This window comes from Actinophytocola xanthii (assembly GCF_001921205.1).
GTDB lineage: Bacteria > Actinomycetota > Actinomycetes > Mycobacteriales > Pseudonocardiaceae > Actinophytocola > Actinophytocola xanthii.
On sequence record NZ_MSIE01000076.1, the window covers coordinates 1 to 14,065 of the forward strand.

13 protein-coding genes are annotated in these 14,065 nt (G+C 72.3%); 9 read left to right on the forward strand and 4 right to left on the reverse strand.

All coding sequences use genetic code 11. The features are described from left to right. Nucleotides 1-1,544: LuxR family transcriptional regulator (locus BU204_RS31620; RefSeq protein WP_233160811.1), on the forward strand; the 1,544-nt coding region annotated here is incomplete at its 5' end. Between the two features lie 249 nt (nucleotides 1,545-1,793). Further along, nucleotides 1,794-2,258: a hypothetical protein gene (locus tag BU204_RS31625; RefSeq protein WP_075129465.1), complete on the forward strand. Its 465-nt coding sequence runs from the start codon at nucleotides 1,794-1,796 to the stop codon at nucleotides 2,256-2,258. 40 nt (nucleotides 2,259-2,298) lie between these two features. On the opposite strand, the gene BU204_RS31630 is transcribed toward BU204_RS31625, so the two are convergent. Continuing rightward, the gene (locus BU204_RS31630) at nucleotides 2,299-3,135 is read right to left on the reverse strand and encodes a PaaX family transcriptional regulator (RefSeq protein ID WP_083661811.1); all 837 of its coding nucleotides are present in this window, start codon (nucleotides 3,133-3,135) and stop codon (nucleotides 2,299-2,301) included. Nucleotides 3,136-3,335: 200 nt separating this feature from the next. Between BU204_RS31630 and BU204_RS31635 the strand changes: the two genes are divergently transcribed. Further along, nucleotides 3,336-4,277 (forward strand): extracellular catalytic domain type 1 short-chain-length polyhydroxyalkanoate depolymerase, encoded by a 942-nt coding sequence (locus BU204_RS31635; RefSeq protein WP_075129466.1) that lies wholly within the window; start codon nucleotides 3,336-3,338, stop codon nucleotides 4,275-4,277. 43 nt (nucleotides 4,278-4,320) lie between these two features. Here the strand turns inward: BU204_RS31635 and BU204_RS31640 are convergent, their stop codons facing one another. Next, nucleotides 4,321-4,935 carry a TetR/AcrR family transcriptional regulator gene (locus tag BU204_RS31640; RefSeq protein ID WP_075129467.1) on the reverse strand — a complete coding sequence of 205 codons (615 nt, stop codon included), beginning with the start codon at nucleotides 4,933-4,935 and terminating at the stop codon, nucleotides 4,321-4,323. Nucleotides 4,936-5,022: 87 nt separating this feature from the next. Between BU204_RS31640 and BU204_RS31645 the strand changes: the two genes are divergently transcribed. Genes BU204_RS31645 through BU204_RS31665 form a run of 5 tightly spaced genes read left to right on the forward strand, consistent with a single transcriptional unit; the run spans nucleotide 5,023 to nucleotide 10,508 of the window. Further along, the gene (locus BU204_RS31645) at nucleotides 5,023-5,922 is read left to right on the forward strand and encodes an SDR family NAD(P)-dependent oxidoreductase (protein ID WP_075129468.1); all 900 of its coding nucleotides are present in this window, start codon (nucleotides 5,023-5,025) and stop codon (nucleotides 5,920-5,922) included. Next, on the forward strand, nucleotides 5,919-6,530 hold the full coding sequence (locus tag BU204_RS31650; protein WP_075129469.1) for a (2Fe-2S)-binding protein: 612 nt from the start codon (nucleotides 5,919-5,921) through the stop codon (nucleotides 6,528-6,530). The genes BU204_RS31645 and BU204_RS31650 overlap by 4 nt, the downstream gene beginning before the upstream one ends. Then, a complete protein-coding gene (locus tag BU204_RS31655; RefSeq protein ID WP_075129470.1) occupies nucleotides 6,527-7,510 on the forward strand; it encodes an FAD binding domain-containing protein in 984 nt (327 codons plus the stop codon). The genes BU204_RS31650 and BU204_RS31655 overlap by 4 nt, the downstream gene beginning before the upstream one ends. After that, nucleotides 7,507-9,672, forward strand: coding sequence for a xanthine dehydrogenase family protein molybdopterin-binding subunit (locus tag BU204_RS31660; RefSeq protein WP_075129471.1), 2,166 nt, complete (start codon nucleotides 7,507-7,509; stop codon nucleotides 9,670-9,672). The genes BU204_RS31655 and BU204_RS31660 overlap by 4 nt, the downstream gene beginning before the upstream one ends. Continuing rightward, nucleotides 9,669-10,508 carry an alpha/beta fold hydrolase gene (locus BU204_RS31665; protein ID WP_075129472.1) on the forward strand — a complete coding sequence of 280 codons (840 nt, stop codon included), beginning with the start codon at nucleotides 9,669-9,671 and terminating at the stop codon, nucleotides 10,506-10,508. The genes BU204_RS31660 and BU204_RS31665 overlap by 4 nt, the downstream gene beginning before the upstream one ends. Here BU204_RS31665 and BU204_RS31670 read toward each other — a convergent pair. After that, nucleotides 10,492-12,258: an ABC transporter ATP-binding protein gene (locus BU204_RS31670; RefSeq protein ID WP_075129473.1), complete on the reverse strand. Its 1,767-nt coding sequence runs from the start codon at nucleotides 12,256-12,258 to the stop codon at nucleotides 10,492-10,494. The genes BU204_RS31665 and BU204_RS31670 overlap by 17 nt on opposite strands. A gap of 77 nt (nucleotides 12,259-12,335) precedes the next feature. Between BU204_RS31670 and BU204_RS31675 the strand changes: the two genes are divergently transcribed. Then, complete coding sequence (locus BU204_RS31675; RefSeq protein WP_083661812.1) at nucleotides 12,336-12,923, forward strand: TetR/AcrR family transcriptional regulator; 588 nt, start codon at nucleotides 12,336-12,338, stop codon at nucleotides 12,921-12,923. Nucleotides 12,924-12,932: 9 nt separating this feature from the next. On the opposite strand, the gene BU204_RS31680 is transcribed toward BU204_RS31675, so the two are convergent. After that, nucleotides 12,933-13,919 carry an ArsR/SmtB family transcription factor gene (locus BU204_RS31680; protein ID WP_075129475.1) on the reverse strand — a complete coding sequence of 329 codons (987 nt, stop codon included), beginning with the start codon at nucleotides 13,917-13,919 and terminating at the stop codon, nucleotides 12,933-12,935. Between the last annotated feature and the right edge of the window lie 146 nt (nucleotides 13,920-14,065).

The window sequence follows — 14,065 nt, forward strand, 5'->3', positions numbered from 1 at the left end:
CCGCCGCGCTGACCACCGCCCCCGACCTGCGGGCGCGCCGCCTGGTGTCCGCCGCCGCCGACCACTGGCGGCACGGCCAGCCATACCGGGCGCGGGCGACCCTGCGCGCCGTGGTGCCGCTGTCCGCGCGGGCGGAGGTGCGGGTGCTGGCCGAGCTCGTGGAAGGCGGCATCGAGGTCGGCGCGGGCCAGCCCGTCGTCGCCGCCCGCAGGCTGGTCCGCGCCGCCGAGCGGCTCCTCCCCCGCGACCGCGTACTGGCCGTGACGGCGCTGGGGTTCGCCGGCGAGGCCGCCGCCGTCGCGGGCGACCACGCGCTGCACGGCGAGATCGCCGCCACCGCCGCCGAGTGGCGCACCGCCGAGGAGGCACCGGGGTCCAGGCTCGTGCTGGACCACCTGGTCGGCACCGCCGCGAGCTTCGCCGGGCGGCACGAGGCGGCGCTGCCCGCGTTGCGCTCGGCGGTCGAGCTCGCGGGCCGGCTGCCGGACGCGACGTCCGCGATCTGGGGCGGCCACGCGGCGTTCGTGCTCGGCGACCTGGCGACGGCGCTGCGGCTGACCGAACGGGGTGTCGCCGCGGCGCGGGAGCACGGCCTGACCACGCTCGTGCCGTGGGCGCTGACCTACCGAGCGATGACCGCGTTCCACGCCGACCAGCACGACCTCGCCCGCGAGTGCGCGTTCGAGGGCGCGCACGCGGCGATCGCGGCGGGGCAGCCCAACGCGATGACCGACCACCTGATGTTCCTGGCCCTGCTCGCGGCACTGCTCGGCGACACCGAGACCGCGCTGCACCGGATCGACGCGGCCGGGGAGGGAGTGCGCGACCGCGGCCTCGGCCGGTCCGACACCCTCGGCGCCTGGGCCCTGACCTGTGTGGACCTCGTCCGCGACCGGCCCGCCGACGCCCTGCGTCACCTCGGGCACGTCGGTGCGGGCCGGACACACGCGGGTGTGTGGGTCCTGGCGGCGCCGGACATCGTGGAGGCCGCGGTCCGCTGCGGTGAGCCCTCCACCGCCGACGCCGCGCTGCGCAGCTACACCCGCTGGGTGCGCAGTACCGGCCCGTCGTCGCGGCTCGCGGTGTCCCACCGCTGCCAGGCCATGGTGACCGACGGTACGGACGCCGAGGGTCACTTCAACGAGGCGATTCGCCTGCACCGCATCAGCGGCACGTCGATGGAACTGGCGAAGACCGAGCTGTTCTACGCCAGCCGGCTGCGTCGCAACCGGAAGCCCAGGCTGGCGCGCGAGCTGCTCCGCGACTCGATCGACCACTTCGAACGCCACGAGGCCGACTACTGGGCCAACCGCGCCCGCGCCGAACTGCACGCGGTGGGCGAACCGCCGAAAGCCGGTCACGCGGTGCCCGTGCTGACCCCGCAGCAGGACAAGATCGCTCGGCTCGTCGCGGAGGGAGCCACCAACCGCGAGGTCGCCGCCCGTCTGTTTCTGAGCCAGCGCACCGTGGAACACCACCTGCGCAACATCTTCACCCGCCTGGGCGTGCGCTCCCGCGTCGAGTTGGTACGCATCCTCGACTGACCTGCTCGCGGCCGGTCAGGGAAGCGGTCCCCTGCTTTCCGTGTGCGTTCTGTGTGCGTTCCGTGTGGTGGGTTCCGCTAACCTGCGCCGCCACGAGTGATCGTCAGGGCGACCTGAGGGGTGTCGCCGTCCGATCGTCCTCGTTGCCCAATTATTGACACCATAGGGAGAAAAACGCACGTGTCCTCTTATCCACAGGCTACTTCGCGACCGGCACCGGCCGACGTCGCTCGCCCTGCCACCCTGCTCGTGGCGATCGGAGCCGCGGTCGTGGCGGCACTCGCCGCGATCGTCAACGGCGCGTTGGTCGTCCTCAACGCCAGCGGCGTCGTGGTGACGGCCATCTCCGAGGAGACCGGACTGACCGCCGAGGAGGTCGAGTCCCGGACTGGGGGGATCGAGGCGATCAAGACGGCGATCGCGGAGAGCGACGAGTTCGACCCCCTGTTCACCCGGGCGTACGCGGTGCTGATCTCCGGCGTGCTGCTGCTGGTCTTCGGTCTGCTGATGCGGAAGGCCGCCACCTGGGCCAGGGTCATGGTGACCGTCGCCGCGCTGGCGACCGCCGGGTTCTCGCTGCTGATCGCGACCATCCCGGAGGACGGGACGAACCTGATGGTCATGCTCGGCTGGGCCGGCCTCGCTGTCGGCCTCGTCGCCATCGTGGCGACCTGGGTGCCGGCCAACGGCCGGTATGCCAAGGCTGGTCGCTAGAAACGGTGCCCTGGTGGCTGGCTCGTCCGCCACCAGGGCTTCACCTGTCGTCCACGATGGACTCGAGTACCTCCGCCGCCCGCTCGGCGGCCGGGCGGGTCCACTGGCGACGCAGGTTGTGGAACAGCGCCGCCGCGTGTACACCCGGCCAGTGCGCCGGAAGCAGCGCCACCGGCAGTACCGGGTCGTGGCGGATGAGCAGCAACCACTCGGCGCCCAGCTGGACACGTCGGGACAGCTCGTCCAGGTCGTCTGACGCCTCGGCGGTCCACCGCTCGAGGAACCGCGCGTATCCCGCGGCGATCTCGGGTAGGTTCCAGGCCTCCCGGGCTATTCGGCTGGGATCGGTCCACATGAAAGCCTCGGCGCGGAACACGTCGGCGTGTTCGAGGAGGTCGAGCTCGGCCAGCGCCGCCGAGATGTCCTCGGTCGAGGTCGAGACCCACAGCCCGCTGCGCAGCGGGCCGAACCCGAACCAGCCCAGGCGGGTCCGCAGGGCGTGGCGGTCCGCGCGCCGGGTCTCCGGCACCGAGAACGTCAGCAGCGTCCACCGGCCGTCCCAGTGCCGCTCGACGACGTCGCCGTCGAGCTTGCGTTGCCCGTCCCGAAGCACCGCGGCGCCGTGCTCGGTCAGCGCGAGAAACGCCTGACGGCCTCGGCGAACCTTGCGGAGGAGGTTGCGCCGACTCATGCGGTCGAGCGTCGCCCGCGCCGCGTGCTGGCCGACGCCGAGATCCTCGAGGACGGCGAGGACGCCGCCGGTCGACACGGCTATCCCCCGGTCCAGGACGTGGTCGCCGAACAGGGTGAGCAGCAGCGTCTCCGGACGCACGGCCAACCCACCGTACCCCTCGGTGGGGTCACCGACATCGCGCACCTGCCACCACCTTTCCGGCCGACGTTTGCACCTTAGTCCGTCCGCCGAAGATCGTCACAAATCTGCACAGCTTCCTTACGGAATTTTCGGCTCCGACAACGCCGCTTCTGACGGGCCGGTGTTGATATTCGGCATATTGTTGACGGCCGTTGTTCAGATACCTATCGTCGAAAATGAGGGGGGTCGCCGACCGGAGGTCAATGATGATCAGAACGGCGCTCGTGACGCTTGTCAGTACCCTGTCGATCACCCTCGCCGGAGTCGTGTTCGCGCCGCCGGCGTCCGCGGCGACGCTGGTGGAGGTGACCAACTTCGGCACCAACCCCGGCGGGATGCGCATGCACGTCTACGTGCCCGACTCCCGCCCGGCCAGCCCCGCGGTGGTGGTCGCCATGCACGGCTGCGGCGGCTCCGGCCCAGGTTTCTACTCCGGTAGCGAGTTCGCCTCGCTCGCCGACCGGCACGGATTCATCGTCATCTACCCCAGCGCGCAGCAGCAGGCCGGGTTCGGCAAGTGCTTCGACACCTGGTCCGACGCCTCCAAGCGGCGCGGCGGCGGCAGTGACCCGGTCTCCATCGCCTCGATGGTGACCTACACCCAGCAAAGCTACGGTGCCGACCCGAACCGGGTCTTCGCCACCGGCTCCTCCTCGGGCGGCATGATGACCAACCACATGCTCGCCCTCTACCCGGACGTGTTCCGAGCCGGCGCGGCGTTCATGGGCGTGCCCTTCAACTGCTTCGCCAACGCAGCCGACTACCCGCCGGGCGCCAGCAGGTGCACCAACGGCACGATGAACCGCACCCCGCAGCAGTGGGGCGACGCTGTCCGGCAGGCCTACCCCGGTTACACCGGCCCCCGCAGTCGCGTACAGCTCTGGCACGGCACCGCCGACACCCTCGTGCCGTACTCGCTGCTGCAGGAGGAGATCGAGCAGTGGACCAACGTGTTCGGCCTGAGCCAGACACCCACCGCCACCGACACCCCGCAGCCCAACTGGAACCGCCGTCGCTACGCCGACGCCTCCGGCACCGTCCAGGTCGAGGCATACAGCATCCAGGGCGCCGGGCACAGCCTCCCGTCCAGCGGGATGGCCGCACAGGCCGTCGCGTTCTTCGGCCTTACCGGCCAGGCCTCATGACGTAACTTCGGTGCGACCGCGGCGAGCCCGTGCGGCTCGCCGCTCACCGGTACCCGCCGCGGGGGGGTGCCGCCCCGTAGAGCGCGTGGTCGACCAGGCGCGCGACGATCGACTCGTCGAAGGGCACCTTCAGGACGAGCAGTCGGTGGTAGCAGGCTCCCCACAGCTGGTCGACGATGATGTCGAGGTCGGCGTCCTCGCGCAGCTGACCCTGCCGCTGGGCGATCCGCAGCCGTTCCCGGGCGAGCTCGCGGCGCGGCTGCGCGTAGGTCGTCGACCAGGCTCGGGCCAGATCGGGGTCCAGCTGGGCCGCGCCGACGAGCTCGGACATGGGCCGCTCGGCGCCTTCGTCCTTCAGCCACCGGACGAACGCGCTGAGCTGGGTGATCAGATCGGCGCGCACGTCGCCGGTGTCGGGCAACTCCAGCACCCGACGGCTCCGCACGAAGTACGCCTCGGCCGCGAGCGCGCCCGGGGACGGCCACCACTTGTACAGCGTGGTCTTGCTCGCTCCCGCCTCCGTCGCCACCCGGTCGAACGTGACCGCGCGCATGCCGTCTCGCAACAGGATGCGCCCTGCCGCCGCGAGCACGGCGGCGCGCACCTCGGCGGCGGGCCGCCGACCTCGGCCAGGGCGGCCGGGAACGTTCTCGGACATTTCCCCTCGCATATATAGACAGGTTGTTCATTTTGAGCGTACCGTCCATATGTGAACGACTTGTTCATATCCTGGGGAGGAACGGTCATGAACGACAGCAGCATAGATCGCGCCAGGACGCCGAGAACCTGGCTGATCACCGGAGCGTCGCGCGGCTTCGGCCGGGAGTTCACCAGGGCCGCGCTGGCTCGGGGCGACGACGTCGCCGCGACCGCACGCGACGTCTCGTCCCTGCGGGAGCTCCGTGACGAGCACCCGCGGCTGCTCGTGCTCCCACTCGACGTCACCGACGCCGACGCGGTCCGCGCCCGGGTCGCGGACGCGGAGGACCACTTCGGCCGGCTCGACGTGGTGGTCAACAATGCCGGCTACGGGCACTTCGGCGCGGTCGAGGAGCTGACCGACGCCGAGTTGCGCGCCCAACTGGAGACCAACCTGTTCGGCGCCCATCGGGTCGTCCGCGCCGCCCTCCCGGGGATGCGCGAGCGCGGCGGCGGCCACATCGTCCAGGTCTCCTCGGTCGGCGGCGTGGTGGCGGTGCCGAACCTGGGCGCGTACCACGCCTCGAAGTGGGCACTTGAGGCGCTCAGCGAGTCCCTCGCCGCGGAGGTCGCCCGGTTCGGCGTGCACGTCACGCTCGTGGAGCCGGGCGGGTACGACACCGACTGGGCCGGATGGTCCTCGCGGCACAGCGGCCCGCTCTCGGCCTACGACACGATGCGCGAGGAGATGGCCGCTCGCCGCGGCACCAGCGTCCCCGGGGACCCGCGGGCCGCCGCGCGGGCGCTGCTCGACATCGTCGACGCCGAGCGGCCGCCGCTGCGGGTGCTGTTCGGCGCGCTGTTCGGCATGCCCACCCCCGAGATCGTGCGCGGGGCCTACGACCGGCGCCTGACCGAGTGGGCGGCGTGGGAGGACCTGACGACGCGCGCGTACGGCGATCCACGCCAGAATCTCGGCGGTTCGGTCGGACGGAGAAACCCGTGACCGCCGACCGCGTACCCGAGAGGTCCACCCACCCGCGCCGTGCCGTCCTGAAGTCCACCGCGGCGGGGGCCGCCGCGGTCGCCCATCTCGCCTCCGTCGCCACGGCAACGGCCACGCCGACGAACCCGGTCGCCGCGGGCGAGCCGGTGGAGATCGGCCTGTCGGTCAACGGGCGGCGGCACCGCCTCGTCGTGGAGCCGAGGGTGACCCTGCTCGACGCGCTGCGCGAACGGCTCGGGCTGACCGGCACCAAGAAGGGCTGCGACCGAGGCGAGTGCGGGGCGTGCACCGTGCTGGCCGACGGCGACCGGATCACCTCCTGTCTGACCCTGGCCGTGATGCGGCAGGACGCCGAGATCACCACGGTGGAAGGGCTGGCGCGGGGCGAGGAGCTGCACCCGGTGCAGGAGGCGTTCGTCCGGCACGACGCGTTCCAGTGCGGCGGGTGCACCCCCGGCCAGATCATGTCCGCCGTCGCCTGCATCGACGAGGGCCACACGGGTTCCGAGACGGAGATCCGCGAGTGGATGAGCGGAAACCTGTGCCGCTGCGCGGCGTACCAGAACATCGTCGCCGCGGTCGCCGACGCCGCGAAGGAGCTCCGATGAGGAACTTCGGCTACACGGTCGCGAGGAATCCCGCCGACGCCGTGCGGTTCGCCGCGGGGACGCCGAACTCGACGTTCGTCGCGGGCGGCACCGACCTGCTGAACCTGATGCGGGACGGCGCGGAGGCCCACGACCACCTCGTCGACGTCAACCGCCTCGGCCTCGACGGGATCGCTCTCGACGGTGCCGCGCTGCGGATCGGCGCGCTGGCCAGGATGCGCCAGGTCGCCGAGCACCGCGAGGTGCGGCGGGAGTTCCCGGTGCTGTCGCAGGCACTGCTCGCCTCGGCGTCCCCCCAGGTGCGAAACATGGCCGCGATCGGTGGGAACCTGCTGCAGCGCACCAGGTGCGGGTACTTCCGGGACCCGGGGTCGCCGTGCAACAAGCGGGTTCCCGGCAGCGGGTGCCCGGCGATCGACGGGTACAACCGGGGACACGCCATCCTGGGCGGCAGCGACCACTGCATCGCGACCCACCCCTCGGACCTGGCGGTCGCGCTCACCGCGCTGGACGCGACGGTGCACCTGCTCGGCCCGGACGGCACCCGTGCCATCCCGATCACCGAGCTCCACCTTCTCCCCGGAGCCACCCCGCACCGGGAGACCGCGCGGCGCCGGGGAGAGCTCATCACCCGCGTGGACGTGCCACGCACGGGTGCCGCCGCGCGCTCGCGGTACCTGAAGCTGCGTGACCGGGCCACGTTCGAGTTCGCGGTCGTGTCGGTGGCGGCCGCGCTGCGGCTGGACGGCCGCACCGTGCGGGACGTGCGGCTGGCGTTCGGCGGCGTCGGCACCCGCCCCTGGCGGGACAGCCGGGTCGAGGCCGCGCTCCGCGGCCGGTCGCTGACCCACCCGGCGATCGAGGCCGCCGGCCGGGTACTGGTGCGGGACGCCGAACCGCGCGAGGGCAACGTGTTCAAGGTGGAGCTCGTCCAGCGTGCGCTGGCGAGCGTCCTCGCCGAGCTGGGAGGCCTTCGATGACCGGGCTGGTCGGTCGGGGCGTGGAGCGGGTGGACGGTCGGGCGAAGGTCACCGGCGCGGCGCGCTACGCGGCGGACAACGAGGTTTCCGGGGTGCTGCACGGCGCCCTGGTGTCCAGCACGGTCGCGCGCGGGGAGATCACCGAGCTGGACCCGAGCGCGGCGCTGGCCTCCCCCGGCGTCGTGGCGGTCTACACCCACCAGAACCTGCCGCGCCTGACGGTGCCGCCGGACTTCCCCTACCCCAAGAGTTTCGTTCCGCTGCAGGACGCGCGGATACACCACAACGGCCAGCCCGTCGCCTACGTCGTGGCCGAGACCCTGGAGCAGGCGCAGGAGGCGGCGACCCTGGTGCGGGTGCGCTACCGCGCCGAGCGGCCCACCGCGCACCTCGTCGACGCGCTCGACGAGGCGTTCCTGCCCGACGAGTTCCGCGGCCGCCCCAACGAGCACGTCCGCGGTGACGCGGCCGCGACGCTCGACCAGGCCGAGGTGCGGATCGAGCGCGAGTACACCAGCCCGACGCAGCACCACAACCCGATCGAACCGCACACCACCACTGCCGTCTGGAACGGCAACTCCCTGGTGCTGCACGAGAGCGCGCAGGGCGTCGTCCTCGCCAGGAAGATCGTGGCCGATGCGTTCGCGGCGTTCGACCCGCGGCCCGACGTCCGGGTGGTCTCCCGGTACCTCGGCGGTGGCTTCGGCGCCAAGGGCCCCACCTGGCCCCACACGCTGCTCACCGCGGCGGTGGCCCGGCAGGCCCGCCGGCCGGTGAGGCTCGTGCTGACCCGCGCGCAGATGTTCACCATGACCGGTCACCGCGCCGAGTACCGCCGGAGCCTGCGGCTGGGCGCGACGCGGACGGGCAGGCTGACCGCCGTCGTCGACACCAGTACCGCGCAGCTGAGCCGAACCGAGCACAGCATCTTCAACTCCAGCGACTCCACGCTCCACCTCTACGCCTGCCCGAACGTCCACGTGCGACAACTGGGCGTTCGGTTGGACCTGCCGACGTCGAGCTACATGCGCTCGCCGGAGACCACCGCCCACTTCGGCCTCGAGACCGCGATGGACGAGCTGAGCTACGAGGTCGGCATCGACCCGGTGGAGCTGCGGGTACGCAACCTCAACCCTCGCCTCCCCTACCGCGGCAAGCACCTGCTGGAGTGCTACCGGCTCGCCGGCAGGGCGTTCGGCTGGGCGCGCCGTGACCCCCGGCCGGGGTCCATGTGCGAGGGTGAGGAGCACGTCGGCTGGGGCATGGCCACCGAGCTGCACACCTACAACGCGAACGCCTCCACCGCCGAGCTGGTCGTCGGCATGGACGGCCGGGCGACGCTGCGCACCGCCAGCCAGGACATCGGCACCGGCACGTACACGGTGGTCACCCAGGTCGTCGCCGACGGGCTGGGCCTGCCGCTGGACCACGTGACGACGCTGCTCGGCGACACGGCGTTCCCCGCCGCGTCCATCTCGGCCGGCTCGTCCACGATTCCCAGCGTGATCGGCCCGGTGTCCCAGGCGGCACGGGGCGCACGCGACGCCGTGGTCGCGATCGCCGTCGCCGACCCGCGTTCGCCGCTGCACGGCGTGCCCGCCGGTGACGTCGTCACCGAGCACGGGTACCTGTTCGCCCGGGGCGACCGCGACCGCAGGGACACCTACCGCGCGGTGCTGTCGCGCCACGGCCGACCCGTCGAGCTGACCGGGAGCACGAGGAACACGCCAGGGCACACGTTCGGCGCGGTGTTCGTCGAGGTCCGGGTCCGGCGCAGGCTCGGCTCGGTGCGGGTGAGCCGCGTGGTGGCCGCGTACGACCCGGGCCGGGTGCTCAACCACCGGACCGCACGCGGCCAGGTGATCGGCGGCGTGGCCTGGGGCATCGGCTTCGCGCTGATGGAGCACACGGTGGTGGACCCGAACACCGCGCGGGTGGTCAACCCGAACCTCTCCACCTACCTGGTGCCGGTCTGCGCCGACGTCCCCCCGGTGGAGGCGATCTTCGTGGACCGCCCGGACCCGTCCAGCAACGCGCTCGACGCGCGCGGGTTCGGCGAGACCCCGGGAACCGGGGTGCCGGCCGCGATCGGCAACGCGATCTTCCACGCCACCGGCCGCCGCCTCCGCGACGTCCCGTTCACCCAGGACAGGCTGCTGTGACCGCCCCGCTGGTGTTGGTGCACGGTTTCTGGCACGGCTCGTGGTGCTGGAGCGAGGTCCTCCCCCACGTGGTGGCCGCCGGTCGGCGGGCCGTCGCGGTGGACCTGGCGGGTCACGGGCTCCACGCCCGCCGTCCTGGGTGGTTCGTCGGGCGGTCCGCCAGCCCCGAGGCGGTCAGCACCGACGTCTCGCCCGTGGCGGAGGTGACGCTCGACGACGCCGCCGAGTTGTTGACCTCGCAGGTCGAGCGGGTGGGCGGCGGTGGTCCGGTCACCGTCGTCGCCCACAGCGCGGCCGGTCCGGTCCTGACGAGGGTGGCCCAGCGGACGCCCGAGCTGGTCGCCCACGCGGTGTACCTCTCGGCGTACATGCCGGCCTCTGGGGTGCCGGCCGTGGCGTACACGCGGATGCCGGAGTCCGCGGACGGCCGGGTCGCGCCGCTGCTGCGAGACGACCCGGCACGCACCGGCGCGCTCCGGCTGGACCTCGCCACGGACGACCCGGGCTACCGGCACCGGCTGTACGAGGCGTTCTACGGCGACGTGGACCCGGTCCTCGCCGACGCCGCCACCGGCCTCCTCACCCCCGACGGCCCGCTCGGCATCATGCTCGGCACCACCACCCTGACCGACGCGGGCTGGGGATCGACGCGGCGCACCTACGTCGTCTGCGCCAAGGACCTGGCGGTCAGGCCGGCGCTCCAGGCCAAGCTCGTCGCCGAGGCCGACGCGGCCTTCCCGCACAACCCGACCTCCGTCGTCACACTCGACGCCTCCCACTCACCGTTCCTCTCCATGCCCGAGGAGGTGGCCGAGGTCATCACCCCGCTGGGCTGACCCGGAGCCCGGTCGCGATCCGCAGCGCGGCGACGAGCTCGCGGTAGAGCTCGTCGGTGTCGAGCAAGGCCTCGTGGGTGCCGGTGGCGCGGACGCGACCGGCTTCGAGAACGACGATCTGGTCGGCGTCCATCACGGTGGAAAGCCGGTGGGCGACGGTGACGACCGCGCCCCGCGCCGCCTGGCGCCGGATGCCCTGCGCCACGGCGGCTTCGGTGAGCCCGTCCAGCTGGGCGGTGACCTCGTCGAGAAGGAGGATCTCGGGGTCGGCCACCAGCGCCCGGGCGAGCGCGACGCGTTGGCGCTCCCCGCCCGACAGCGTCGACGCGGTGACGTCGGTGTGCAGCCCCTCCGGCAGAGCCCGGGCGCGCTCGTCCATGCGCACGGCCTCGAGTGCGCGCCAGATGGCGGCGTCGCCGGCGTCGGGCGCCGCGTAGGTGAGGTTCTCGTACAGGGTGCCGGGCACCAGCGGGGTGTCCTGTTCGACGTAGGCGATACGGCCGCGCAGGTCCTCGAGCGTCCACTGGCCCAACGGCCGTCCGTCCAGCCGGATCTCCCCGTGTTCTGGTCGCAGGAACTTCAGCAGCAACGACAGGACGGTGGTCTTCCCGGCACCGGAGGGACCGACGAGCGCGGTGTGCCCGCGCCGGGGGATCGTGATCGACACGCCGTCCAGTACCGGCGGCGCGTCCGAGGCGTAGCGGAACCGGACGTCGTCGAGGACAAGGGCGTCGGCGTCGGTGGCACGCGGCGCGCCCGGACCGGATGCGACGTCGTCGGCCTCCAGCGGGATGGCGTGGACCTCGGCGATCCGGACCGCCGCGGCGAGTCCGGACTGGATCGCCGTCATGCTCATCGTCAGCAGCGTCACCGGCATGACGAGCTGGAACGCGTACAGCAGGAACGCGATCAGGGCGGTCACCTCGAGCGCACCGGTGGAGACCCGCCACGCGCCGAACCCGAGTACCAGCATGACCGCGAGGTTGACGCCGCCGCCGGTGACGGTCCAGGCGACGGCCTCGATCCGCACCGCGCGGACGCCCTTCTCGGTGGACCGGCGGGCGAAGTCGCCGATCCGACGGACCTCGCGGGCTTCGGCACGACTGGCCTTGACCGTGCGCAGCGCGCGCAGCACACCCTCGAGGCGGCCGCCCATCGACCCGACCTCGGCCTGGGCGTCCTGCTGGGCTCTGGCCAGCCCGGGCATGAGCAGCACCGCCGCGACACCCACGAGGACGATCACCACGATCATCGTCATCAGCAGCGGAAGGTCGAGCACGCCCATCAGGACCAGTGCGCCGACCAGCCCGACGAACCCGTTGGTGCCGTTGACGACGCTCGACGTGGTCGCCTCGCGGATCAGCAGCGTGTCCGAGGTGACCCGGGCGACCAGCTCACCGCTCGACCGCCGTGACAACTCGGGGACACGCGCGCTCAGCAGGTGACGGATCATGCCGGTCCGGGTGGCCAGGATGATCCGTTCGGCCAGCGTGCCCAGCATGATCGCCTGGACCAGCCCGATCACGGTGCCCGCGACCAGCAGCACCGCCAGCACCGTGACCGGCCCCCGCAGTGCGGCGTCCACGGCCAGCCCGTCGAGGACCGCCTTGGTGACCAGCGGGGTGACCAGCTCGGCCGCGGTGCCGAGCAGGCCCAGGACGACGCCCAGCGACAGCATCGCCCGGTGTGGTTTGGCGTAGGACCACAACAGCGCCAGCTTGCCGCGCATCGGCAGGTCAGGAGTCGCCATAGCCCGATAATGACACACCACTGTCCCATTTTGTCACGGCAGTGAGTCAGGAAGTGGCAGCTGAGTACTGTAAGGACGTGCCGACAGCGAGGAACCGCGGTGACGAGCCCGCCACGGGAGTGCGGCAGCGCACGCGCCGCGCGGTCCTCGACGCGGCACTGTCGCTGTGGTCACGCGACTTCTCGGCGCCGCTGGGCGACATCGCCGACCGTGCGCAGGTCAGCCGGAGCACCCTGCACCGGTACTTTCCCGACCGTCAGGCCCTGGTCGACGCGGCGCTCGTCGACGCCATCGAGACGATCGAGCGGGTGTCGGAGAAGGCGACGGCCAACTGCGCCACCGCCGCCGAGGAGCTCGACGCCCTGATGCGAGCCATGGTCGACGTCGGCGACCTGATCCTCTTCCTGTTCAGCGACACCGACCGGTTCACCGGCAACCCCCACTGGGACAGCGACGACGAGGACGAGCAGGAGCTCGCGACCCTCATCACCCGCGCCCAGCAGGAGGGCGCACTCGCCGACGACGTCGCCCCGGACTGGGCGGTCGGCTGTTTCTACTCGCTGGTCTTCGCCGCCGCCTCGTCGATCAGCGCCGGCACACTTCCTCGCCATCGCGCCGCCGACCTGGCGGTGCGCACCTTCCTGCACGGCCTCGCCAACCGATGACGGAGGCGGTCAGCCCTGGTCCGCCTCGACCAGGGCTCGGCCCAGGTCGGTCAGCGAGTGCAGCACCGCCGCTCCCTCCCGGTCGCAGCGGGCCAGGCCGGCGTTCCTCAGCACGCTGGTGTGGCGGCTGATCGACGCGGCTGAGGTGTTGGTCCTGCGGGCGAGCTCACCGGCGGTCACCCCGAGCCCCATCGCCCGGAGGACCGCGCCGCGGGTGGTGCCGACGAGCTTGTCCAGCGACCCGCGCGCCGGTTTCACCCGGTCCCAGGCGAACTGCTGGGCGATCGGGTAGACGAGTACCGGCGGCAGGTCCGGATCGGCGAGCCCCACCGGGACGTGCTGGCAGAAGTACGACGGCACGAGGCGCAGCCCCCGCCCGTTCAGGTAGACGTCCCGGTCGACGGAGTAGTCGACCTCGAGGACCGGCGGGCTCCACCGCATCATCGGTCGCATGCTCGCCCACAGCCCCTCGACGCCCTCGGTCGCGAGCTTGTGCAACCGGTACGAGCGGTCGGCGGCCACGCTCTGCTCCGCGAGCTGGGCGAACGGCGCGATGGCCGCGCGGTGGTAGGCGCGCAGTGTGTCGGTGAACCAGGTCAGCGCGCCGGCGTCGGCGTCGGCGAGCGGCCTCGCCCAGGACGGCAGCGTGGCGTACGACGCGAGTCGCTCCAGCTGGCCGCGCAGCTCGCGGCGCGGGGTGCGGGCCAGGGCGTCCAGCCCGGGCTCCAGACCGAGCCGACCCGCCGGCGGGGTCAGGAAGTCCGGGAAGTACGGGCCGGTGGGAGCGAGCACGTTGAGCACCGCGAAACCCGCCCGAACCGGGGCGATGCGGGAGCCGGGCGTCGTCCCGAGCGCGGAGAGCCATGGCCGGTAGGTCACCGAGCAACGCCGTTCCCGCAGCCGGAAGCCACTGAACACGATCTCCCACAACGGATCGGCGTGCGGCGCGACGCTGACCCGGGTCAGGTCCGCCGGGGTGAAGTGGATTCGCAGCACGGAATGCCTCGGAAGGCGTGCCCCTCCCCGTACGGTGGCCGGGTTCCTGACGTTCACCGGACTTGTCGTCGGCACGGCAGCGCCTCCTCTCGATCCTGGTCGGCGGAAAGTCGGTCGGCGGCTCGCGTGTCTCACCCTGGTGCCTG